This window comes from Brevibacillus sp. RS1.1, from assembly GCF_013284365.1.
Classification (GTDB): domain Bacteria; phylum Bacillota; class Bacilli; order Brevibacillales; family Brevibacillaceae; genus Brevibacillus; species Brevibacillus brevis_D.
The window spans coordinates 510149-531388 of sequence record NZ_JABSVA010000003.1 but is presented as its reverse complement, the minus strand read 5'-3'; the positions used below and the strand labels follow the sequence as shown (position 1 = coordinate 531388).

Below are 21240 nucleotides of genomic sequence, written 5' to 3'. Positions count from 1 at the left end.
TTTCTTGTTTTATTCCCATCCGAACTAACGTACATAGCAGGTGAGAAGTAATGAACATTGCCATTGATGGACCAGCGGGAGCAGGCAAAAGCACTGTCGCCCAAAAAGTAGCGGGTCAACTGGAATACGTGTACATTGACACGGGTGCCATGTATCGTGCCCTCGCTTGGGCAGTCCACCATCATCAGCTCCCTATCAGCGATGAGTCTACAGTTTCCGAACTTTTGCAAAAAAATAAGGTTCAACTAGTTCGGGAAAATGGACAGCAACATGTATACTGGAATGAAATCGATGTCACGAGCTGGATACGTTCCACAGAAGTGAGCCAGTACGCCTCCATTGTAGCGAGCTACGGTTCTGTACGTGAACAAATGCTTGTGCTCCAGCGACGATTGGCGACGCAAGGCAATGTCGTCATGGACGGCAGAGATATCGGTACTCATGTTTTGCCAGACGCTGACGTGAAGATATTTCTGACGGCCTCCATTCAAGAGCGTGCAGAACGCCGCTGGAAGGAACTACTCGCAAAAGGTACCCAGACAGACTTGGCTGAGCTGGAAAAAGAAATCGAAGAGCGAGATCGACGGGACATGCAGAGAGAAGTCGCGCCGTTGCGTCAGGCGGAAGATGCCGTTTTGGTAGACACAACAGGAATGACCATTGATCAGGTGGTCGATCGCATCTTGCAAATCTGCGAGCGAACGGGAGAGTCAACCCATTGAGTTACTATCGTTTATTCAGAGGTTTTTTTCGCATCATTTTTTCGCTTGTCTTTCGTTGGCAAGTGATCGGGCGTGAACATATACCTAAGGAAGGCCCAGTGATCCTTTGTGCCAACCACATTTCTTTATGGGATCCACCTCTTCTCGGGGGTGGCATCGAGCGTCAGGTTCTTTTCATGGCCAAAGAAGAGCTATTCAAAATTCCGGTCTTATCCTTTCTCATTACTAAATTCGGTGCATTTCCGGTTAAACGGGGTGCAGGAGATCGTGCGGCCATTCGCACGACTCTCAAATTGCTGGAAGATGGAAAAATCTTTGGAATCTTTCCTGAGGGAACCCGCAGCAAAACAGGGGAACCAGGGGAAGCGATGCCAGGTGTGGCGATGTTCGCTCTCAAGTCAGAAGCTGTGGTCATTCCGGTAGCCATTATTGGGCCTTATCGACCGTTTCGTTCCATCAAGATCGTTTACGGTAAACCGATCGATCTGACTCAACTGCGCGAGGCCAAATCAAGCGCTGATACGTTGAAGGAAACAAGCGATCTGATTATGGAGCACATCAAGCAATTACGAAACCAGCATCTCTCTTAGCAAACGGTATAGAATTGCTAAAGGGACGAATACTAAAACTGCTGGAACTTACTGGCTTCATCAGTACTAACTGCCAGCCATCAGGCGACAGTTAAAAATATACATGCTCCCGCTTCGTGTAGTGAGGTTGTACACAACCTGTACATAGACGTTTGGGACTGGATGGTATTAAGGAGGTCTTTTGAATGATGGAAGAAACGAACGTAAGCTTGACGGATGCAACAACGATTTCCGTAGGAGATGTTGTAAAGGCAACCGTAACAAAAGTTGAGGACAAACAAGCGCTTGTAGATCTAGGTTACAAGTACGATGGTCTGATTCCTATCAGCGAACTGTCTCCACTGCATGTTGAAAAGGTATCTGATGTAGTAGCGGTTGGTGATACTTTCGAAGTGAAAGTCATCAAACTAAACGACGAGAAAGAAGAGCTCGTTGTTTCCAAGAAAGCAGTAGCAATGGAATCCTCTTGGTCTGATCTTGAGCAAAAAATGCAAGCGGGTGAAATCATTGAAGCGGCTGTGAAAGAAGTAGTGAAGGGCGGCCTTGTTGTTGATGTAGGCGTTCGCGGCTTCATTCCGGCTTCCATGGTAGAGCGTCATTTTGTTGAAGATTTCTCCGACTACAAAGGCAAAACATTGGCTTTGAAAGTAGTAGAAATGGATAAGGAAAAGAATAAAGTCATCCTGTCCCACAAAGCGGTTTTGGAAGACGAAGTAAAAGTGCAAAAGCAATCCATTATGGATAAAATCCAAGTGGGTCAAGTATTGGAAGGAACGGTTCAGCGCATGACCGATTTCGGCGTATTCGTGGATATCGGTGGTGTTGATGGATTGGTTCACGTATCTGAGCTTGCTTGGAACCGTGTAGATAAGCCGTCCGATGTCGTGAAAGAAGGCGACAAGGTAAAAGTGAAGGTCCTCAAAATTGACCGTGAAAACGAGCGCATTGGCCTTAGCATCAAGGAAACGCAAGCAGGTCCATGGGCGAGCGTTGCAGAAGATTTCAAAGCGGGCTCTATTTTGAATGGAACGGTAAAACGTCTGGTGTCCTTCGGTGCATTTATTGAGCTGGCACCTGGAATCGAAGGCCTCGTACACATCTCCCAGATTGCAAATCGTCGGGTGAATACACCTAGTGAGGTGTTGAAAGAGGGTCAAGAGGTACAGGTGAAGGTTTTGGATGTTGTTCCACAAGAACAACGCATTAGCCTCAGTATCCGTGCAGTAGAAGAAGACCGTGTGGAGCAGGCAGAACGTGCGAGCAAGCGTGAACAGCAACAATTCACGCAAGAAAACAACCAACCAATGGGCGTGACATTGGGCGAGTTGTTCGGTGATCTGAAAGACAAGTTCAAGTAAGATAAAAAGTAGAATTCATGGGGATACGCTCTTGCGTATCCCTTTTTTCTGAGAGCGAAAGTCTAGGAGGGGTACAATGGATCGTCGTTCGATTAGAAAATTGGACCATATTCGAAATGCTCTTATCACCGGGGAAAATGGGGCAAATAGTTTTGATGATGTCAGCTTTGTTCCGAACAGCTTGCCGAATGCAGCACTCGCAGAAACCTCACTGGACACCGAGATCGCATCCTTGCGACTCTCCTCACCGATCATGATTAATGCGATGACGGGTGGAGCTGGTGGGACTACCCAGATCAATCAAAAACTGGCGATCATTGCGAGGGAACGAAATCTGGCGATGGCTGTTGGCTCACAAATGGCCGCTTTGCGTGATCCAGATGTTACGGATAGCTATCGGATTGTCAGAAGGGAACATCCACAGGGGATCTTGTTTGCAAATGTGGGGGCAGAAGCGACAGTGGAGCAGGCAATAGCAGCGGTGGAGATGATGGAAGCGAACGGATTGCAAATTCATCTGAATGTCATGCAAGAGCTGTTAATGCCTGAGGGGGATCGGGATTTTCGCGGCTATCTGGAGCGGATTCAAGCGATCAGGGAGAGTCTGAATGTGCCGGTTATTGTCAAAGAAGTCGGCTTTGGAATGGCAAAAGAGTCAATCGAGAAGCTCATAGAAATCGGGATCAGAACAATCGATGTGGGTGGAAGAGGCGGAACAAATTTTGCTGAAGTCGAAAATATGCGAAATGATCAGCCGAATGCCATGTTCGAGGATTGGGGATTCACGACGGTGGAGAGCTTGCTGGAAGCAAATGCTGTCGGTCATCCAGGAGTGTCATACATAGCAACAGGTGGTGTTCGTCATGGACTCGATGTAGTCAAAGCCGCTTCTTTAGGTGCGTCCGCTATCGGGATGGCAGGGGCAATGCTACGTCTGGTTCAACGTGAATCTCTGGAAGATTGCTTGTCTACCGTCGACAGATGGCATCATCAAATTCGTGTGGCGATGACGGCACTAGGAATGAAAGGTCTGGCTGACGCCGTTTGTACGCCTGTTATGATCACGGGAAAAACAGCAGAGAGAGCGAGGCTTCGTCACATGCAATTGGAGAGACTGGCGCAACGTTAGGTAGTGGACGAGCTTTCGATTCATGAAATTTCCTTGGTTGAGGCATACTTTTGGGAGACAACCATCATTTTGAGGAGATGAACATGAACGAGGGAACCGTTGCGATCCTTATCCAGTGGTCTTTGCTGTGTCTTGTCTGGATGGGAAGCTTTGACTTGCAGCTGCGAAACATGAAGATGGAACGCAGACGAGTGCTCGCAGTGATCAGCGCATTTTTAATTTGTACGTTTGTTAGCTGGAAAATCTATTTTGCCCCTATTCAAGTTAGTCTAAGTGGAACAATATTGCCACTGATCGCAAGCATTGTCCTTTACACCAAGCTCATGTCTAAAATACGCAGATTGTACTTGCTGAGTGCGCTGGCAACGGCTCTTTTGCTATTTTGGTTGCGCTGGCTGTTTTTTACCGATCCGATCTTGCTGTTTTGGGACGAGCGGATCATCGTACCTGCTATTGGAGTCAGTACCATTTTTTTGATGAGCAGAACACATCTGGGACAGCTGTTTCAGCTGATGCTCTCCTTGCCTCTCGCAGATGCGATACATTCGCTATATTTTTGGAAATTGTCGGGTTCCTGTCAGTGGGGATCCGAGTATGCGCAAGATTTGCTTTGGAGTAGCCTATCTCTATGGGCTTTTGTCAGCATAGTCTGGTCTGCGATTCGTCGTATCCTTGGTAGAACAGAAACAGAGTCTTCCCATTCCGATACGGGTAGGTGACGCTAGGGTGTTGAAGGGATTGCTAGCATATGATTATGTGTTTCCGTTAGTTCTGGGGTTCCTATTCGGCATTTTGTGCCGGATTCATCTTTTGCGAACAGATTATCGACAATATCCAACCTATCCCCACGGAAAAATTATTCACGTTTCACTTGGGGTGATCGCATCCGCGCTCGGAGCGTTAGCGATTCCTGCTCTGCTCAAGGAGAATTACACGGCAGTCACATTTTTGACTTTGGCTGCTCAACAATTCCGTGATGTCAGGAACATGGAACGCACTACGCTTAATGAGATCGATAAACAGGAGCTAGTGCCCCGTGGTGGCCCCTATATCGAAGGGATCGCAATGGTGTTTGAAGGACGCAATTACATGGTCATGTTTACCTCTTTGGTGACAACGACGGCTACCATTCTCTTTCATTGGTGGGGAGGTGTCATTGCAGGTGTCATCGCCTTGCTGATTTCTCGCAAGCTTCGCTCTGGCAAAACACTATCGCTGATTGCAGAGATCGAGCCGGGGGAAGTGAGAATGGAAGGAAGAGACTTGTATGTGAACGACATTTACATCATGAACGTCGGGTTGGCAGATGCTCAAGAGATCATACGTGAGCAAGGCGTGGGTTTTATTCTGACCCCGAGGGATGCCAATGCCAAGGTCACACTTGCCCACCCTGGACAGCGGCAAGCGATTTTGCACGATGCCGCAACGCAACTCGGCGTATATACCGATACGGGAGAGCCATCACTAACACCCTTGGTAAAACGTGATATAAAGTCGGGGAGAATGGGTGTATTTTTATTGCCGCAAGAAAAAGATGTGGAACGTGCAACATCCGTCATTCGTGCAGTCCCGATTCTCGAAAGCGTCTTCCGAATGCCGACGAAGACTAGAATGATGAAAAAGGAGCTGTAGGCCATGACAGGAGTAATCTTGGCGGCGATTACGACGAACAGAGACAGGATAGCGGGTGGTGTGCCGATTTTTATCGAGTCTACTACGGAGCTTATGCAGCAAACAGCTTTCACGCTGGAAAAGATACTAGACGGGATGGTGCATGAAGTAAGCGCCGATACCCTTATCATTGTTCGGCATAAGTAGTGTATGGTATGATTAGCTAGTCAAAACGTAAATGAGAGAGAGTGTTGTTGATTATGGGATTACCAGTGGTAGCCATTGTGGGGAGACCCAACGTGGGGAAATCCACGATTTTTAACAGATTGATTGGCGAACGAGTCGCGATCGTGGAGGATATGCCGGGAGTAACCCGTGACCGCCTGTACGGGAAAGGTGAATGGTTAACGCATACTTTCCATGTGATTGATACCGGTGGAATTGAGTTTGGCGAGACCGACGAGATTCTTACACAGATGCGTTACCAGGCAGAGCTTGCGATTGACGAAGCAGATGTCATCATAATGATTGCAGATAGCCGTACAGGTGTGACAGATGCGGACGTTGAACTGTCACGGATGCTGAATCGAACGGGAAAACCTGTCGTACTCGCAGTGAACAAAGCGGATAATCCGGAAATGCGTGCGGATATTTACGATTTTTATTCCCTGGGCTTAGGCGAGCCATTCCCTGTCTCGGGTAGCCATGGTCTTGGCTTGGGAGATATGCTGGAAGAAGTGTGTCAGCATTTCCCAGCAGAGGATGACGAAGAGAAGAGAGACGATGTTATTCGTGTATCCATCATCGGTCGTCCAAACGTCGGGAAGTCTTCCTTGACGAATGCGATTCTCGGTGAAGAGCGAGTCATTGTCAGTGAGGTTGCCGGAACGACCCGTGATGCGATCGACACGCCATTTGAGCGTGATGACCAAAGCTACGTTCTTGTAGACACGGCAGGTATGCGCAAGCGTGGAAAAGTGTATGAAACAACGGAAAAATACAGTGTAATGCGTGCGATGCGTTCCATTGAAGATTCCGATGTCGTTCTTGTTGTCATTAACGGGGAAGAGGGCATTATCGAGCAAGACAAGAAAATCGCAGGTTATGCACATGAGGCTGGCCGTGGTGTAATCATTATCGTGAACAAATGGGATGCGATTGAAAAAGACGACAAAACGATGCAACGCTTCACAGAATTGATTCGCGAAGAGTTTAAATACCTGGATTATGCTCCGATCCTGTATGTGTCTGCAAAATCGAAGCAACGTGTCCATACGATTCTACCGAAGGTCAATGAAGTAGCTCAAGCACATTCTATGCGCATTCCTACCGCGGTTCTCAATGATTTGGTAACAGATGCGACGATCCGTACGCCTCCACCATCTGATCGCGGCAAACGCTTGAAGATCAACTATGCGACACAAGCAACGGTGAAACCGCCGACGTTCATTCTGTTTGTGAACGATCCGGAACTCATGCACTTCTCCTATGAACGTTACATAGAGAACAAGATCCGTGAAGCATTTGTGTTTGAAGGCACACCAGTTAGAATCTGGACACGGAAAAAAACGTAGGGAGAGAAAAACGCCATGGTGTTATTATCCTGGGTGCTTAGCTATTTAATCGGTTCTATTAGCTTTAGCTATCTTATCGCCAAAAAAGTCGCAGGAATTGACATTCGTTCTCATGGCAGCGGAAATGCCGGTGCAACCAATACCCTCAGGGTGTTAGGAAAAGGCCCCGGCATTGCCGTTCTCCTTCTTGATGCATTAAAAGGAATAGCTGCAATGGGACTGACTCACCTGATGACGGGGGATCCGGCAGCGTACGCAGTGGCAGGATTGTTCGTTATCGCGGGTCACAATTGGCCAATCTTTTTTGGATTTCGTGGAGGGAAAGGCATTGCGACCACGCTAGGTGTCGTATTAGGGTTTTCTCCCTTGGCATTTTTGATTGCTGCCGTGATGGCTGTCGTAGTCATTGCGATCACTCGCTTTGTTTCATTAGGGTCATTGGTTATCGTAACGGTTATTCCATTTACCCTTTATTTGTTGGACAAACCCATTTCCTTTATTTGGGCGAGCTTGGCGATCGCAATCTTTGCTTACATTCGTCATTATAATAATATCCGCAATCTTCTTTCAGGTAACGAGCGGAAACTAGGAGAAAAGTCCAACCGGAAGCTGGGATAATGTACGAACGGACATGAGAAAAGTGGAGGGGGACGTATTGATTCAAAATGTTACGGTGATTGGTGCCGGAAGCTGGGGAACGGCACTTGCTACAGTCTTGGCGGACAACGGCCATCAGGTCACGCTTTGGGTACGGGATACCAGGCTGGCTGAGGAAATAAACAGCAAGCATGTGAATGAAAAATACCTACCGGGAGAAAAGCTTTCAGCTAACATAGTGGCGACGACCAACATTCAAGAGGCTGTAGTAGGGAAGCGCATTGTTCTTCTCGTTGTTCCTTCCCATGCCATGCGCCAAATCTGCCAGCAAGTAGCTCCGCACCTGGAACCGGATGTCCTTTTGATTCATGCGACAAAAGGCTTTGAATTGCAAAGCTTGAAGCGAATGTCAGAAGTCATTTCGGAAGAGGTGCCGAAAGAGATTGCGTCCAGATTGGCAGTGTTATCAGGACCGAGCCATGCCGAGGAAGTAGTCAAACGGCAACCAACGACAGTTGTGATGGCGTCTGAATCCGAAGAAAGCATGCTGCGTTCTCAGGATTTGCTGATGAATACGAATTTTCGTGTCTATACCAACCCGGACCTGATTGGCGCTGAGATCGCCGGAGCGTTGAAGAACATCATTGCACTTGGTGCAGGGATGTCGGATGGCTTAGGGTATGGAGACAACGCGAAGGCAGCCCTGTTGACCCGTGGCTTGGCGGAAATTAGCCGTCTGGGCATCAAGCTCGGTGCTAAGCCGCTTACGTTTTCAGGTTTGGCTGGTGTTGGCGATTTGATTGCCACATGTACGAGTAAACACAGCAGAAACTGGCGTGCAGGCTATATGCTCGGACAAGGAAAAAAACTCGATGACGTACTGACACAGATGGGGATGGTCGTCGAAGGCGTTCGCACGACAAATGCAGCCTTTTCCTTATCGCAACGCGAGCAGGTTGAAATGCCAATCACTACGGTTCTGTATGGCATGCTGTTTGAAGGAAAAGAAGCTCGTCAAGGCGTGGAAGAATTGATGGGGCGCGGAAAAACCTTTGAAATGGCGTACCTCAATCCCGATGCCGAATAAGTCATGAATGAAGTATCACCGATTTAGGCTTCTGCACATACCATAGGGTGAAAGCCCATGTGCAGGAGGAGATTTCACATGAATAATATGTCGAAACGACTTTTTGAGCGCTTGCAAGGGAAAGCAACGGAAAATGTCGATGAAGAAAAGCTTCGCTCACTAGCCGGTCAGGTCAAGCGCAGTGATTTTGAAGACGAGACCAAGCTGCGTCAAATCATTCGCACGCTCGCCACCCTTAGTGGCAAGCAATTAACTCCTGAAAAGGAAGATAAGGTCATTGAGATGTTTCGCAATCAGGAAATCAATCTAGGTGACATGTCGACCTTGACCAAGCTGCTCAAATAAGAGAAATGGGCGATTATGCCCGTTACCTGCAACAAAAACCGTCATACAGTAAGACTAGGAACAATCATGGCTCTACAGGGACATGGCTGACCTACAGATTGCAAGAAAAAAAGAGGGATCTTATCCCTCTTTTTTTCGTTCCTTGGTGCTGCCGCTTACCTGTGTAATCAGGTTCTGGACCAAAGGGGATTGCAGGAGACCCAGTAATTGCCCGATATCTATATTGGCCAAAAGATTGCCTAAGCCTGATTCCTGCGGGGGTGGTGTTTCTGCTGCCTTTTGTGGCTCTGGGGCAGCTTTGCGTTTGCCAGCAGTAGCAGGCTTTTCGGCAACAACTTCAGGCTCAGGTGTGCGTTTTCCGAGGTTCTCAATCATCTCCATCGCCCCGTACAACGAATCCATCGTGTCTTCTACCTGCCGAATCGTGCTGCCGATCCCTTTGATATTATGGCGCATTTTTGAAACAGAGGTGCGCAAATCAACCGCGGGCAGGATTTTTTTCGGTGAAATAGAAAGGGAGACATTTTCGACTTGGTCGCTTAATTTTTTGCTGGGTATAGGCGCGTATGGATTCCGCCATTTTCGATTACTTACTTTATTACTCAACGTTTCATCCCTCCAATGGGCGAATTCATCAGGATAGTCTATGCGAATGTCTAGTATTAGGTTCGCAAGCGTCAGACGATGAGGGGGAAATATGGTATAATAAAGCAAAAAATGCAAAGGATGCTGCAGTCCCGATGTATATTGATCCTATGACAAAGATGAACATTTCCTTAATTGCCATTGGGCTCATGTTCGTCTGCAATTTACTTATGATCTTTGCCAGGAAAATAACCAATGGGTTCTTGCGGTTCCTTGTGAAGACCATCGCATTCTTACTATTACTCGTCGTGCTTGTCATGATTTTGATTGTGATTTTTGTCTAGGGAGGATAAACGATGTCAACAATCACACTACTTACTCGTGCAGGCAGTCATGAAGTCTCGATCGAGTTGAATCAATCCATTGTTGATCTTGCGAAAAACAATAACATTGTGTGGGGCCATGCATGCCAAAGAGGGGTATGTGCACAATGCCGTACACAAGTTTTGGAAGGGGCAGAGTACTTAAACGAAGTGACTCCAGAAGAAAAACTGCGATTGCGAAAGGCTGAGCGCGCAGACGGCTACAGACTAGGCTGCCAGACAAAGGTTGTTTCATCAGGAACAGTCAAGGTAGCTCATCGGCCGTGCTAGTAAAGGAAGTGACGGAATGGGGAAAGTAACCTTTCTCCCGAGCAAGAAGAGTGTGAAGGCGCGGACGGGGCAAACGTTGGTCGGTGTAGCTTCGTCAGCTCGCGTCGTAATCCCGCAGAGATGCGGTGGACACGCATCTTGTCTGATGTGCCGCGTGGTCGTTGAGAATGGCCTGCTGTGCCCGCCAACGGCACTGGAAAAGCGAAAGCTGCCTGAAAAGGATCTGGCGAATGGGATTCGTTTGGCCTGTCAGGCAAAAACGACAGAAAAGGATTGTACAGTCAGGATTCCAGAAAGCAAGCTGAAATCAGTGGTAGCGGCTGCACTCGAGCGGCAACGCAAAGAAAATGAAGATGGAATGTAAGAGGTGTATACATAAGATGTGGCAATCGTGGCGAAAATCGTTCAAGCTTGTGATCAGTTTGACGATTCTGACTACCCTTTTATCTGGATGCTTGTATCCGGATGAGCGCAGAGCAGAGAATCAAATTCCTAGTACCTTTTTTGTAGATGCAACGCAAAAAGCGGTTGAGCAATTCCAGAAAGACACAGCAGTGTTGCCAATCGAAACGAAATCCCTTGATACTCCTATTTTTGAAAAATACGAGATTGATTTCCGCAAGATGATTCCGAAATACATGCCGGATGTACCTGGGAATGCATTTGAAAAAGGCGGCGTATACAAGTATGTACTGATTGATGTGGAAACAAAACCCACAGTGAAGCTCATTCACTTGACCGCTGTCAGCACAGTGGGGGATGTACAAAGCGAAGTAGACCGTTACAAGAATCATTTCGAAAAGCTGCCTATACTCGCTGACTTGGGGAATGGATACTATTCCATTGATCATGACCGGCTCGGTTTAAAAGCGTGGCAAGTACCGTCGACAATGGGGACTTACTTATTGCCACTGATCATGAACGCTGAAGGACAAGTCGGAATTGATTACGCTGCGGATATCGCGAAATTGCTTCGGGATACAAAAGTAACCGTGCCGGAAAAAACAGACCCGAGGTATGTACTGGCGCGCAATTCCATGTTCGTACCCGCGAAATCATTTCCATATGAAATGGTCGATGGTGATCCGAAGCTTCTCAAACTAAATTAACTTCGTGAAAAACGACTCGCATCAGGGTCGTTTTTTTTGTTCTAGTTAACGCAAAAATACATATATTTGTACTGTCCACAAAACTAGTACGAGATTCCCTACGAAAATACTGGCGGTCAGGGATAATTCGGAAAATCGGTCATAGTGTAAAAATAGACAAATAGAAGGAGGTCATCGATGGTGGAACGAGTCGACATCTTTAAAGACATTGCCGAGCGGACGGGCGGAGACATCTACCTCGGAGTGGTAGGCCCTGTTCGTACGGGAAAGTCGACCTTTATCAAGCGGTTTATGGAGCAAGTTGTCATCCCGAATATCAACTCTGAAGCGGAGCGGATACGAGCGACAGATGAGTTGCCGCAGAGCGCTTCAGGACGAACAATCATGACAACAGAACCCAAATTTGTTCCGAATCAGGCCGTTAACGTACATGTGACAGAAGGACTCAGCATCAATGTCCGCCTCGTTGACTGCGTTGGCTATACGGTAGAAGGGGCAAAGGGCTTTGAAGACGACAATGGCCCAAGAATGGTAAATACACCTTGGTATGAAGAGCCTGTACCATTTGAGGAAGCGGCCGAAGTCGGAACACGCAAGGTTATCCAGGAACACTCGACTATCGGGATTGTAGTGACAACGGATGGCAGCATCGCGGAAATACCGCGTGTAGGATACATCGATGCAGAGGAGCGGGTTGTAAACGAGCTGAAGGAAGTCGGAAAACCGTTCGTGATCGTTGTGAACTCGACGCGTCCACGCTCTGATGAAGCACAAAACCTTCGGGTACAACTCCAAGAAAAATACGATGTACCTGTCGTTGCCTTGTCGGTTGATCATATGACCGAGCAGGAAATCTTGCTCCTCATGAGAGAAGTCCTGTTCGAATTCCCAGTTCATGAAGTAAATGTCAATCTGCCGAGCTGGGTAATGGTGCTGGAAAACGGGCACTGGCTGCGTCAGAACTACGAGGAAGCTGTACGTGAGACCGTGCAGGACATCCGCCGGTTACGCGATGTGGACCGTGTCGTCGGCTTCTTCAATGACTATGACTTCGTAGAGAGAGCCTCTCTTGCTGGTATGCACATGGGGCAAGGGATCGCAGAGATTGACCTCTACGCGCCAGATGAACTGTATGACCGCATCTTGATGGAAATTGTCGGGGTAGAGATAAATGGCAAAGATCATTTGCTGAAAATCATGCAGGAGTTCGCACATGCCAAGCGCGAGTTTGATCAGGTAGCGGAAGCATTGCACATGGTCCGAAGTACGGGCTACGGTATAGCAGCCCCGTCGTTGCATGAAATGACCTTGGACGAACCTGAACTAATCCGCCAGGGACCGCGCTTTGGTGTCAGACTTAAAGCAACAGCTCCATCTATTCACATGATTCGGGTGGATGTCGAGTCTGAATTTGCTCCAATTATCGGTACAGAGAAGCAGAGTGAAGAGCTTGTCCGCTATCTGATGCAAGACTTTGACAAAGACCCGCTTTCCATCTGGAACTCCGATATTTTTGGACGCTCGCTCCATTCCATCGTAAGAGAGGGTATTCAGGCGAAAATTACTATGATGCCAGACAACGCCAGATACAAATTACAGGAGACATTGGGTCGAATCATCAACGAGGGATCGGGTGGCCTGATAGCGATCATACTCTAATAAATAGTTCCAAAGTCCTATAAATAACAAATAGAGGGAAGGCATCTGACATGACGAGATGCCTTTTTTTCTTGTATTTCGTTCAATTTCGACAGGAGGGGCTTGAATTTAAGAAATCGGTGTATTACTATAAGCTTGTCAGATCGGTAAAAACAACCATTCGTGTATAAAACGCTTCGTTTCGGTTAAGAAAAATAATAGCTAGGACTTGGTGTTCTTTGAGGGGAGGTGAATATAATGAACAAAACAGAACTGATTGCAAAAGTGGCTGAAACCACAGAACTCACCAAGAAAGATGCAACAAAAGCAGTTGATGCAGTTCTTGACGCAATTGCAGATGCATTGAAAACTGGTGATAAAGTCCAACTGATCGGCTTTGGTAACTTCGAAGTTCGTGAACGTGCGGCTCGTAAAGGTCGTAACCCACAAACTGGTGAAGAGATCGAAATCGCTTCCAGCAAAGTACCTGCGTTTAAACCAGGTAAACAACTCAAAGACTCCATCAAGTAGTTGTTTCTTTTGAGAACGAAGCACTTACATAAAAAAATCCACATTGATAAAATGTGGGTTTTTTTCTATCTACATACAGTTTGCCTATGAGAATTCTGGGATATCTTTTTGTCTTTTTTTAAACGATATGGTAAGATTGGCTTTGATTGCGAGCAGGCACTAAGTCTGGCACTGATTTGGAGCAGGCAGACCTTAGTGATGAGAAACAAGGCGTATGCCGTTACGTAGGAGGTACAATGATGAACGTCGACTTAGATAAAATACAGCAAGCTGTTCGCATGATCCTAGAGGCAGTGGGGGATGATCCTGATCGTGAAGGAGTGCTGGATACCCCTAAGCGAGTTGCGAAAATGTACGCCGAAGTATTTGAGGGCATGCATATAGACGAAGAGCAGTATTTCGAGACTGTCTTTAGCGAAGATCATGAGGAAATGGTGTTAGTAAAGGACATTCCGTTTTACTCTATGTGTGAGCATCACTTGGTCCCCTTCTTCGGAAAAGCGCATGTCGCTTACGTACCGCGTGGAGGCCGCGTAGTAGGACTGAGCAAGCTCGCGCGTGCGGTCGATACCGTGGCGAAACGTCCGCAGTTGCAGGAAAGAATTACAGCGACAGTAGCTGACTCGATTATGCGCAAGCTCGATCCGCACGGCGTAGTTGTGGTAGTAGAGGCAGAGCATATGTGCATGACAATGCGTGGCGTGAAAAAGCCAGGCTCAAAAACGATCACCTCTGCTGTTCGCGGTATGTTTGAGAAAGATGCGGCTGCGCGTGCAGAAGTCATTAGTTTGATGCGCTAATCAGAATGCAAAAATAAGGAAATTATATTGACTCTATAGGTAAAATATTGTATAGTACGGATGTACAGTCGGGATGTGGCGCAGCCCGGTAGCGCGCACCCTTGGGGTGGGTGAGGTCCAGGGTTCGAATCCCTGCATTCCGACCATCTACATATAACAATCAGAAGCCTTGAACAGAGGCTTCTTTTTTTGTGTATAATTGCTACTCTCCCAAGTAGTACCAATTTGCTATTGGCTTCCTGATCTTTCTTTTTTATAATGATAGGTAGACAAGCTAGGGAAGGGTTGTTCAATGCTATGAAGGTGCCTGTATCACTTCAACCATATTTGCAAACATTACCGCAAAACTATGATGCCTCTTCGCTTTCGTATGGAGACGAGGGGCTCTTCTCGGACATCTTGCAGTCCCAGTTAGCAACAACCGGCCAGCGGGTAATCAGTTCGCAGGAAATTTTGGCCAAACTAGATGGATCCAGGAGCTGGAAGATTCCTACGCAGATTCAAAATGAGCAGTCCTTGTCTTTTGCCAAAGGGCCATCTGTTCCTACTCCGGAAATCTTGGACAAGATTGATCAGACAGCGAAAGCGATCGGAGTGAACGTTGATCTGGTGAGAGAGGTCGTCAGGGCCGAATCCAATTTCAATCCGAATGTAGAATCTCACGCAGGGGCAAAGGGCTTGATGCAGCTGATGGACAATACGGCAAAAGCCATGCAAGTCCGCAATGTATACGACCCTGATGAAAACCTTGAAGGTGGAACAAAATATTTAAAATCGCTTTTGGATCGTTATGATGGAGATGTGAAAGTAGCACTTGCTGCTTACAATGCTGGCCCAGGTCGGATGAGTCGTCTGGGAATCAGCAGTGATGACGAGCTAGAAGCGAAGTTTGACCAATTGCCGCAAGAGACACAGCGCTATGTAGACAAGATCATGAGCCGTCTGGAGTCAGAAGGGGCATCATACTAGACGTACGCGCATACCGTATTGGTCAGGAGGAAATACATTGGCACAATCATCGGGATTTAATCAGGATTATTTCGTAGTCAAAGCGAAGGAAAATGGCGTTCATGTGATTGGATTAACAAGAGGCACTGATACGCGTTTTCATCATACAGAGAAGCTCGATAAAGGCGAAGTCATGATTTTTCAATTTACGGAGCACACCTCTGCAATTAAAGTGCGAGGAAAAGCAGTGATTTACTCGCAGCATGGCGTCGTGGATACGACCGAATAAAGAACAAGTCGTTTTGCTAAGAAGCAGGCATAGCCTGCTTTTTTTGTTTGTACAATGGAGGAGAGGAGGGATGTCTATGCCGCGCCAATTGTTGATGGCGATTGCTGTTTCCACTTTCTTGGCTCTGATGCTGTCGCTCGTTCCCACAAATCAGTGGATGCAAGCGGATATACCGACATTTCAGTCAGCACGTGCCATTCACTTAAGCGAGCAAAATGCCCTTGATTTGTTTACAAGGATGTCGACACATTATAATATTAAGCGTATAAAATGGGAAAACCCATCGATCTATGTCGATTTTGTGGTGAAACCTGACGAAAAAGTAGAGTTAAACACCGTCTATCAAGATTTTTACCGTTTGACATACGACTTGTATACCAATGCAGACAATGTCGGGCCTGTGTACTATCGCTTGTTGGAGGAGACGGATCCACCAAAAGAATCGAGATTATTGATTGCCATACAATCGACAACTGGAAATCTTGCAGGGCAAGACAAACCTTTGACCGATCCTTCGGATATCCAGACCTTTGTAAGCAGTACATTTCCTATTCGAATCGAGCCGTATTTTTATGAGCGAATTAGTCCCTGATGGAAGAAGTATGGTATGATAGTAGAGACGGCCTTTTGACCGGACGGCAGAGGAAGACCGAAGAGTAAGGAACAGTACGGAACAGGCAGACATCTTTAGGTTGTGCAGCTTGTGGAGGAGGACGCATGAGCAAAGAACTTTCCCCGAATGTAGAAGAGGTTCGGTCCATTATCGAACAAATCTACAAGAGAATCACCCATTCCTATGTAGAACATTATGTTGACGTTCCTTCCATGGCGGAAAATCGTCTAGAGCTGTTGTACCTTTTTTTGCTGGAACAAGGCATGCCGAAGGAAAAGGCTTCGGTTTTATGTACAGCAACTGGGCTAGTCCAATTGGGACTGGACACCCATGAGCTCGTGAAAAATGAGTACGACTCCTCACAGAGCGCGGAGCGAAACCGACAGCTGACCGTACTTGCAGGTGATTATTACAGCAGTCGTTATTATCACCTTCTGGCTTCAGCGGGTGAAATCCAAGCCATTCAAGTGTTATCGGCAGCTATTCAGCGAGTGAACGAAGCAAAAATGAGACTCTACATCGCTGGGCGAGATAGCAAGACTTTATCAGATGAAGAGTACTGGGAATTGCGAAATACGATTGATACAGGCTTATACGTGGCTGTTGTAGAGGAGTATGCTGATTCAGCTGATCGCCGTCGTTTCTGGAGTGATCTGATGAAGCAAACAGCCAAGGTAGAGAGTGTGATCGGTGAGTGGGAGCAGCTCAAATGGCAAGAACAAGTCCCTTTTGGTTTTGCCCGTTTTTTGCTGCAAAAACCCGGGGCTACACTCGCGCAAGTTTTGTCAGGTGTTGAGGGGAAAGCCCTCGAATTAATCGGGTTATGTGAGCAAATGGTGCGTACGCTGCATCCTGCAGAGACGCGGAACATGCTTGCATCCATTACGGCACGTTACTCCCATCGGATCAGTCGCTTGAAGAAGGTAATTGAGGAGATGTAGCCAAGTGAACCAGACACAGATGAATGAGAAAGCAGAGTACGTTCACTCCGTTTTCGAGAGCATTGCAAACGATTACGACAAAATGAATCATGTAATCAGCTTTGGCAGTCATATTGCTTGGCGTAATTACACGATGAAGCAGATGAATATCCAGTCAGGGCATACGGCTTTGGATGTTGCTTGTGGTACAGCAGACTGGACGATTGCATTGGCCAAGGCTGTTGGAAAAGAAGGCAGTGTTGTTGGCCTTGATTTTAGCCAGAATATGCTGGATGTAGGGGCATATAAAGTGGCGAACGCAGGTGTTGGCAACAATGTAAAGCTAGTGAACGCAGATGCAATGAATCTGCCTTACGAGGATGATACATTCGACTTCGTGACAATCGGATTTGCCCTGCGCAATGTGCCGGATGTCCAGCAGGTGTTGAATGAAATGGCACGTGTAGTGAAGCCAGGGGGTAAAGTCGTTTCTCTGGAAGTGTCCAAGCCACCATTCATTCCGTACCGGAAGCTATTTTACTTATATTTCTACAAAATCTTGCCATTGATCGCGAAGCTGACAGTCAACAAATACGAAGAGTATGCATGGCTGCCACAATCCCTGACCAATTTCCCGGACAGCCGCGAGCTGGCAAGCATGTTTCAGAAAGCAGGCTTGGACCCGGTTCAGGTCAAATTGTTTATGGGCGGCGTATCAGCCTTGCATATTGGCACAAAGCCATAATATGAGGAGTAAACCGGTATTTCTTCACTAGATAGGAAGTGTCATAAATGGGTCTACGTAAATTAAAAATCATCTTGGAAATGATTAAATTCGAGCACTCCCTTTTTGCCTTGCCTTTTGCTTTTATGGGAGCTGTTTTGGGAAGCATTGTGGTAGAGCATGCATGGCCTACTTGGTCGGAAATTTTTTGGGTGACGGTAGCGATGGTGGGCGCTCGCAGTGCTGCGATGTCCTTAAATCGTGTCATCGACCGGCTAATTGATGCGAAAAATCCTCGGACCGTCACACGAGCGATTCCTGCTGGCCTCATTTCGATTGTGGAAGTCATTTTGTTTATCGTGGTGTCCTTTGCGGTGTTGTTCATAGCTGCATTCCAGTTAAATGATTTGGCTGTGAAATTGTTGCCGCTCGCTGTGTTCGTTCTGGTGCTTTATTCTTATACGAAACGCTTTACTTGGCTTTGTCACTTTGTTCTCGGGGTTGCCATTGGGTTTGGTCCCCTAGGGGGCTGGGTAGCGACAACGGGTCAAGTAGATGGCATCGGCCTTCTATTGTTTGCATCCGTTATGTTCTGGACAGCAGGCTTTGATATCATTTATGCATGCCAGGACGCTGATTTTGACCGAAAAGAAGGACTTTTTTCCATGCCGAGCCGCTTCGGAATTGCCAATGCACTTCTGATCGCCCGCATATGCCACGTTCTTACTTTCGTTGGTCTGATGTCGTTGTATGTAGTTGCAGACTTGTCGATTTGGTTCCTGGTAGGTGTGCTCATTTCTGGTGCGATTTTGATCTATGAACACACGCTGGTGAAGCCAACCGACCTGTCCAAGCTGGATATGGCATTCTTTAATATGAACGGCATCTTGAGTGTCGTGATGTTTACCTTTACGATGATTGATTTGGTGATTGCATGAACAACCAAAAGTGGGCTGTCGGGATAACAGGTGCAAGTGGTGCTATCTATGGTGTTCGAGTCGTCCAGGAGCTTTTGCGTGCTGGACATATCGTTCATTTGATGATTACAGAAGCAGGCTGGCAAGTATTTCGTGATGAACTGGATTGGCACACGGATGATAGAGAAGCTCTTTTGCAGGAGAAACTGCAACAAGACTTTTCGGGTGAGCTACATTATTGGGGACTGCGAGATTTTAATTGTCCCGCAGCCAGTGGTTCCTATCGCTGTGACGGTATGATCGTAGTACCGTGCTCGATGGGGACTGTTTCTGGCATCGCACATGGCGCATCCGGTAATTTGCTGGAGCGCGTTGCTGATGTCATGATCAAGGAAGGGCGGCGATTGGTCATTGTTCCGAGAGAGACGCCGCTCAATGCGATTCAGCTCGAGAACATGCTCAAATTAAGCCGTCTGGGAGTCAAGATTCTGCCTGCCATGCCAGGCTACTATCAGAAACCGCAAACCATGGATGATCTGATTAATTTTGTGGTAGGGAAAACTTTGGATGCAATTGATGTACCACATTCGCTATTCCGGCGTTGGGGGGAATAAACGCATGCAAAAGTCTTTGCGTGTTGGACAAATTTTGTATACCAATGTATTGCCGGTTTACTTCTATTTTGATCAGGCTAAATTCGAAGATCGAATCGAATTCATCCGCCAAGTTCCTGCCCAGTTAAATACTGCAATGGCAAAAGGCGAGATTGATTTGGGACCGATTTCTTCGTTTAGCTATGCAGAGCATGCCTCCGAATACGTGGCATTGGCAGATCTGTCTGTCAGTGCCAAAGGGAGAGTAGGCTCCCTTTTCTTGTTCAGCAAAAAGCCGATTGAACAAGTAAACGGTGCCAAAATAGCCTTGACCAACACATCGGCTACCACAGTGAATCTCTTAAAGATCATTCTCCATAAGTTTTACGAATATGAGATTTCCTACGTTACACAGGAACCTATTTTGCATGAAATGCTGGAGGATGCTGATGCAGCGCTCTTGATCGGGGATGACGCCATTACCGCTGAGCGAACGGCCAAAGACCTTCATGTTTACGACCTAGGAGAGCTGTGGCATCAATTTACGGGCTATTCCATGACCTTTGCCATTTGGGCTCTTCGTCGAGCAGTTATTGCCGATCATCATGACTTGATCGCGGACGTCCATGCCTCTTTTTTAGAGAGCAAAAGGAAGACAAGGGCAAATACAGCCCCATTGATTGACTACGTTCACACGCATTTCGGTGGAGAGAAAGAGCAATGGATCCACTATTTCCAAGGATTACAGCACGATTTCGGTGACGTTCAGCGGATTGGACTGGAGTACTATTACCGATGCGCAGCGGATCTGGGACTTCTATCGGCACCTGCAACCGTCGATCTGTGGCAAGCTGGCGGCCGACAGACCAATACTACGTTGACGAGATAGGTGGAACGGATGAATCTAGTCGATATTTACTTCAAGATGAAAAAAGATGTCCAATACATAGAAGATGAACTGGAGAAAGCAATTGATACGCCGGTTCGAGAGCTGTATCTATCCTCGACTCACTTGCTCAAGGCAGGAGGAAAGCGGATTCGACCCGTTTTTGTTTTGCTTGGCGGTAAGTGGGGCAATTACGACGTCAAAAAATTAAAGCATGTGGCCGTTCCTCTCGAACTGATCCACATGGCTTCCCTGGTGCATGATGATGTAATTGATGATGCGGATAAGCGCCGCGGGAAAGATACGGTTCGAATGAAGTGGGATAACAAAGTAGCCATGTACGCCGGCGACTATATTTTTGCACGGGCATTGGCCATTGCCTCCCAGCTCCCGATCCCGCAATTGCACCAAATTCTTTCGAATGCAATCGTCGAGGTTTGCAAGGGAGAAATCCAGCAAGTAAAGGATTTGAATAACTGGGACCAAAACTTCCGTACCTATTTACGCAGAATTAAACGAAAAACGGCGCTTTTAATTGCGATTAGCTGTCAATTAGGAGCAGTGGCAAGCGGCGCGTCAGCTGATATGATCCGCAAAATGTACTGGTATGGCTACAATGTGGGGATGGCTTTTCAAATTACCGACGACATTTTGGACTTTACAGGGACGGAGAAGCAATTAGGGAAGCCGGCTGGAAGTGATTTGGTGCATGGAAACATTACGTTGCCTGCGCTTTATTCGGCTCATCATGGAAAAGCACGTGCGCAATTCCAGGAATGGATCGCGAAAAATACGTTTTGGGATCATACGGATGAAGCAGTTCGTATGGTGCGAGAAGATGAGGGCATTGCCTTTTCGCAGCGCCTCGCCGAACGCTATATCGCCCGTGCGCATGCCATTCTCGCCGATTTGCCTAACAACCAAGCTAAGACATCCCTGACAGGTATCGCCAATTATATCATCGATCGCAAATTTTAATGATATTTTGACGGACTGCCTGTTGCTTGACCACGCTAGTTTT

28 protein-coding genes and 1 tRNA gene are annotated in these 21240 nt (G+C 47.1%); 28 read left to right on the top strand and 1 reads right to left on the bottom strand.

The features are described from left to right. Positions 1–50 precede the first annotated feature (50 nt). From cmk to HP570_RS12870, 11 genes are all read left to right on the top strand, one after another. Complete coding sequence (gene cmk, locus HP570_RS12920; RefSeq protein ID WP_012686128.1) at positions 51–722, top strand: (d)CMP kinase; 672 nt, start codon at positions 51–53, stop codon at positions 720–722. Beyond that, positions 719–1312 carry a lysophospholipid acyltransferase family protein gene (locus HP570_RS12915; protein ID WP_012686129.1) on the top strand — a complete coding sequence of 198 codons (594 nt, stop codon included), beginning with the start codon at positions 719–721 and terminating at the stop codon, positions 1310–1312. The genes cmk and HP570_RS12915 overlap by 4 nt, the downstream gene beginning before the upstream one ends. A 185-nt stretch (positions 1313–1497) precedes the next feature. Next, the gene (gene rpsA, locus HP570_RS12910; RefSeq protein ID WP_041749388.1) at positions 1498–2670 is read left to right on the top strand and encodes a 30S ribosomal protein S1; all 1173 of its coding nucleotides are present in this window, start codon (positions 1498–1500) and stop codon (positions 2668–2670) included. A gap of 76 nt (positions 2671–2746) precedes the next feature. Next, positions 2747–3799, top strand: coding sequence for a type 2 isopentenyl-diphosphate Delta-isomerase (fni, locus tag HP570_RS12905; protein WP_173626005.1), 1053 nt, complete (start codon positions 2747–2749; stop codon positions 3797–3799). A gap of 83 nt (positions 3800–3882) precedes the next feature. Next, positions 3883–4518, top strand: a complete 636-nt coding sequence (locus tag HP570_RS12900; protein WP_173626004.1) for a YphA family membrane protein — start codon at positions 3883–3885, stop codon at positions 4516–4518. Positions 4519–4525: 7 nt separating this feature from the next. Continuing rightward, on the top strand, positions 4526–5431 hold the full coding sequence (locus HP570_RS12895; protein ID WP_173626003.1) for a YIEGIA family protein: 906 nt from the start codon (positions 4526–4528) through the stop codon (positions 5429–5431). 3 nt (positions 5432–5434) lie between these two features. Next, the gene (locus HP570_RS12890) at positions 5435–5617 is read left to right on the top strand and encodes a capping complex subunit for YIEGIA (RefSeq protein WP_012686134.1); all 183 of its coding nucleotides are present in this window, start codon (positions 5435–5437) and stop codon (positions 5615–5617) included. A 53-nt stretch (positions 5618–5670) separates the two neighbouring features. Then, positions 5671–6984, top strand: a complete 1314-nt coding sequence (gene der / locus HP570_RS12885; RefSeq protein WP_012686135.1) for a ribosome biogenesis GTPase Der — start codon at positions 5671–5673, stop codon at positions 6982–6984. Positions 6985–6999: 15 nt separating this feature from the next. After that, complete coding sequence (plsY, locus tag HP570_RS12880) at positions 7000–7602, top strand: glycerol-3-phosphate 1-O-acyltransferase PlsY (protein WP_173626002.1); 603 nt, start codon at positions 7000–7002, stop codon at positions 7600–7602. A gap of 13 nt (positions 7603–7615) precedes the next feature. Then, positions 7616–8668 (top strand): NAD(P)H-dependent glycerol-3-phosphate dehydrogenase, encoded by a 1053-nt coding sequence (locus HP570_RS12875; RefSeq protein ID WP_217364617.1) that lies wholly within the window; start codon positions 7616–7618, stop codon positions 8666–8668. A gap of 78 nt (positions 8669–8746) precedes the next feature. Then, a complete protein-coding gene (locus HP570_RS12870) occupies positions 8747–9013 on the top strand; it encodes a stage VI sporulation protein F (protein ID WP_007716506.1) in 267 nt (88 codons plus the stop codon). Between the two features lie 120 nt (positions 9014–9133). Here HP570_RS12870 and HP570_RS12865 read toward each other — a convergent pair whose 3' ends face one another. Further along, a complete protein-coding gene (locus HP570_RS12865; protein ID WP_012686138.1) occupies positions 9134–9619 on the bottom strand; it encodes a hypothetical protein in 486 nt (161 codons plus the stop codon). On the opposite strand from HP570_RS12865, the gene HP570_RS30055 reads away from it, so the two are divergent. The 17 genes from HP570_RS30055 to HP570_RS12780 all read left to right on the top strand — a co-directional run bounded on the left by HP570_RS30055 (position 9580) and on the right by HP570_RS12780 (position 21197). After that, positions 9580–9942 (top strand): DUF2768 domain-containing protein, encoded by a 363-nt coding sequence (locus HP570_RS30055; protein ID WP_375138853.1) that lies wholly within the window; start codon positions 9580–9582, stop codon positions 9940–9942. The genes HP570_RS12865 and HP570_RS30055 overlap by 40 nt on opposite strands. Positions 9943–9954: 12 nt before the next feature. Beyond that, positions 9955–10251: a 2Fe-2S iron-sulfur cluster-binding protein gene (locus tag HP570_RS12855; RefSeq protein WP_173626001.1), complete on the top strand. Its 297-nt coding sequence runs from the start codon at positions 9955–9957 to the stop codon at positions 10249–10251. Between the two features lie 16 nt (positions 10252–10267). After that, positions 10268–10615: a 2Fe-2S iron-sulfur cluster-binding protein gene (locus tag HP570_RS12850; RefSeq protein WP_012686141.1), complete on the top strand. Its 348-nt coding sequence runs from the start codon at positions 10268–10270 to the stop codon at positions 10613–10615. A gap of 16 nt (positions 10616–10631) precedes the next feature. Then, positions 10632–11360 carry a hypothetical protein gene (locus HP570_RS12845; RefSeq protein WP_012686142.1) on the top strand — a complete coding sequence of 243 codons (729 nt, stop codon included), beginning with the start codon at positions 10632–10634 and terminating at the stop codon, positions 11358–11360. 180 nt (positions 11361–11540) lie between these two features. After that, positions 11541–13019: a stage IV sporulation protein A gene (spoIVA, locus tag HP570_RS12840; protein ID WP_026133991.1), complete on the top strand. Its 1479-nt coding sequence runs from the start codon at positions 11541–11543 to the stop codon at positions 13017–13019. 237 nt (positions 13020–13256) lie between these two features. Beyond that, the gene (locus HP570_RS12835; protein ID WP_005831316.1) at positions 13257–13529 is read left to right on the top strand and encodes an HU family DNA-binding protein; all 273 of its coding nucleotides are present in this window, start codon (positions 13257–13259) and stop codon (positions 13527–13529) included. 236 nt (positions 13530–13765) lie between these two features. Then, positions 13766–14329 (top strand): GTP cyclohydrolase I FolE, encoded by a 564-nt coding sequence (gene folE / locus HP570_RS12830; RefSeq protein WP_012686144.1) that lies wholly within the window; start codon positions 13766–13768, stop codon positions 14327–14329. A gap of 69 nt (positions 14330–14398) precedes the next feature. Then, a tRNA-Pro gene (locus HP570_RS12825) sits at positions 14399–14475 on the top strand. Between the two features lie 112 nt (positions 14476–14587). Further along, the gene (locus HP570_RS12820) at positions 14588–15298 is read left to right on the top strand and encodes a lytic transglycosylase domain-containing protein (RefSeq protein WP_142496171.1); all 711 of its coding nucleotides are present in this window, start codon (positions 14588–14590) and stop codon (positions 15296–15298) included. Positions 15299–15335: 37 nt separating this feature from the next. Further along, entirely contained in the window at positions 15336–15566 is a 231-nt protein-coding gene (gene mtrB, locus HP570_RS12815) for a trp RNA-binding attenuation protein MtrB (protein ID WP_012686146.1), read from the top strand. A gap of 76 nt (positions 15567–15642) precedes the next feature. After that, the gene (locus HP570_RS12810) at positions 15643–16158 is read left to right on the top strand and encodes a hypothetical protein (RefSeq protein ID WP_173626000.1); all 516 of its coding nucleotides are present in this window, start codon (positions 15643–15645) and stop codon (positions 16156–16158) included. A 125-nt stretch (positions 16159–16283) separates the two neighbouring features. After that, entirely contained in the window at positions 16284–17120 is an 837-nt protein-coding gene (locus HP570_RS12805) for a heptaprenyl diphosphate synthase component 1 (RefSeq protein WP_016740020.1), read from the top strand. A gap of 4 nt (positions 17121–17124) precedes the next feature. After that, complete coding sequence (locus HP570_RS12800) at positions 17125–17844, top strand: demethylmenaquinone methyltransferase (RefSeq protein ID WP_041749390.1); 720 nt, start codon at positions 17125–17127, stop codon at positions 17842–17844. A gap of 47 nt (positions 17845–17891) precedes the next feature. Further along, positions 17892–18761 carry a UbiA-like polyprenyltransferase gene (locus HP570_RS12795; protein ID WP_041749391.1) on the top strand — a complete coding sequence of 290 codons (870 nt, stop codon included), beginning with the start codon at positions 17892–17894 and terminating at the stop codon, positions 18759–18761. After that, on the top strand, positions 18758–19354 hold the full coding sequence (locus tag HP570_RS12790; RefSeq protein ID WP_012686150.1) for a UbiX family flavin prenyltransferase: 597 nt from the start codon (positions 18758–18760) through the stop codon (positions 19352–19354). The genes HP570_RS12795 and HP570_RS12790 overlap by 4 nt, the downstream gene beginning before the upstream one ends. A gap of 4 nt (positions 19355–19358) precedes the next feature. Then, positions 19359–20222 carry a menaquinone biosynthesis protein gene (locus HP570_RS12785; RefSeq protein ID WP_173625999.1) on the top strand — a complete coding sequence of 288 codons (864 nt, stop codon included), beginning with the start codon at positions 19359–19361 and terminating at the stop codon, positions 20220–20222. A gap of 9 nt (positions 20223–20231) precedes the next feature. Continuing rightward, entirely contained in the window at positions 20232–21197 is a 966-nt protein-coding gene (locus HP570_RS12780; RefSeq protein WP_012686152.1) for a polyprenyl synthetase family protein, read from the top strand. Positions 21198–21240: the final 43 nt, after the last annotated feature.

Excerpts from the sequence above, each read along its gene's own strand:
- cmk (WP_012686128.1), top strand. The coding sequence starts at position 51 with ATGAACATTGCCATTGATGGACCAGCGGGAGCAGGCAAAAGCACTGTC.
- rpsA (WP_041749388.1), top strand. The coding sequence starts at position 1,498 with ATGATGGAAGAAACGAACGTAAGCTTGACGGATGCAACAACGATTTCC.
- fni (WP_173626005.1), top strand. The coding sequence starts at position 2,747 with ATGGATCGTCGTTCGATTAGAAAATTGGACCATATTCGAAATGCTCTT.
- HP570_RS12900 (WP_173626004.1), top strand. The coding sequence starts at position 3,883 with ATGAACGAGGGAACCGTTGCGATCCTTATCCAGTGGTCTTTGCTGTGT.
- HP570_RS12890 (WP_012686134.1), top strand. The coding sequence starts at position 5,435 with ATGACAGGAGTAATCTTGGCGGCGATTACGACGAACAGAGACAGGATA.
- der (WP_012686135.1), top strand. The coding sequence starts at position 5,671 with ATGGGATTACCAGTGGTAGCCATTGTGGGGAGACCCAACGTGGGGAAA.
- plsY (WP_173626002.1), top strand. The coding sequence starts at position 7,000 with ATGGTGTTATTATCCTGGGTGCTTAGCTATTTAATCGGTTCTATTAGC.
- HP570_RS12875 (WP_217364617.1), top strand. The coding sequence starts at position 7,616 with ATGAGAAAAGTGGAGGGGGACGTATTGATTCAAAATGTTACGGTGATT.
- HP570_RS12870 (WP_007716506.1), top strand. The coding sequence starts at position 8,747 with ATGAATAATATGTCGAAACGACTTTTTGAGCGCTTGCAAGGGAAAGCA.
- HP570_RS30055 (WP_375138853.1), top strand. The coding sequence starts at position 9,580 with ATGGATTCCGCCATTTTCGATTACTTACTTTATTACTCAACGTTTCAT.
- HP570_RS12855 (WP_173626001.1), top strand. The coding sequence starts at position 9,955 with ATGTCAACAATCACACTACTTACTCGTGCAGGCAGTCATGAAGTCTCG.
- HP570_RS12850 (WP_012686141.1), top strand. The coding sequence starts at position 10,268 with ATGGGGAAAGTAACCTTTCTCCCGAGCAAGAAGAGTGTGAAGGCGCGG.
- HP570_RS12845 (WP_012686142.1), top strand. The coding sequence starts at position 10,632 with ATGTGGCAATCGTGGCGAAAATCGTTCAAGCTTGTGATCAGTTTGACG.
- HP570_RS12835 (WP_005831316.1), top strand. The coding sequence starts at position 13,257 with ATGAACAAAACAGAACTGATTGCAAAAGTGGCTGAAACCACAGAACTC.
- folE (WP_012686144.1), top strand. The coding sequence starts at position 13,766 with ATGATGAACGTCGACTTAGATAAAATACAGCAAGCTGTTCGCATGATC.
- HP570_RS12820 (WP_142496171.1), top strand. The coding sequence starts at position 14,588 with ATGATAGGTAGACAAGCTAGGGAAGGGTTGTTCAATGCTATGAAGGTG.
- HP570_RS12810 (WP_173626000.1), top strand. The coding sequence starts at position 15,643 with ATGCCGCGCCAATTGTTGATGGCGATTGCTGTTTCCACTTTCTTGGCT.
- HP570_RS12805 (WP_016740020.1), top strand. The coding sequence starts at position 16,284 with ATGAGCAAAGAACTTTCCCCGAATGTAGAAGAGGTTCGGTCCATTATC.
- HP570_RS12795 (WP_041749391.1), top strand. The coding sequence starts at position 17,892 with ATGGGTCTACGTAAATTAAAAATCATCTTGGAAATGATTAAATTCGAG.
- HP570_RS12790 (WP_012686150.1), top strand. The coding sequence starts at position 18,758 with ATGAACAACCAAAAGTGGGCTGTCGGGATAACAGGTGCAAGTGGTGCT.
- HP570_RS12785 (WP_173625999.1), top strand. The coding sequence starts at position 19,359 with ATGCAAAAGTCTTTGCGTGTTGGACAAATTTTGTATACCAATGTATTG.
- HP570_RS12780 (WP_012686152.1), top strand. The coding sequence starts at position 20,232 with ATGAATCTAGTCGATATTTACTTCAAGATGAAAAAAGATGTCCAATAC.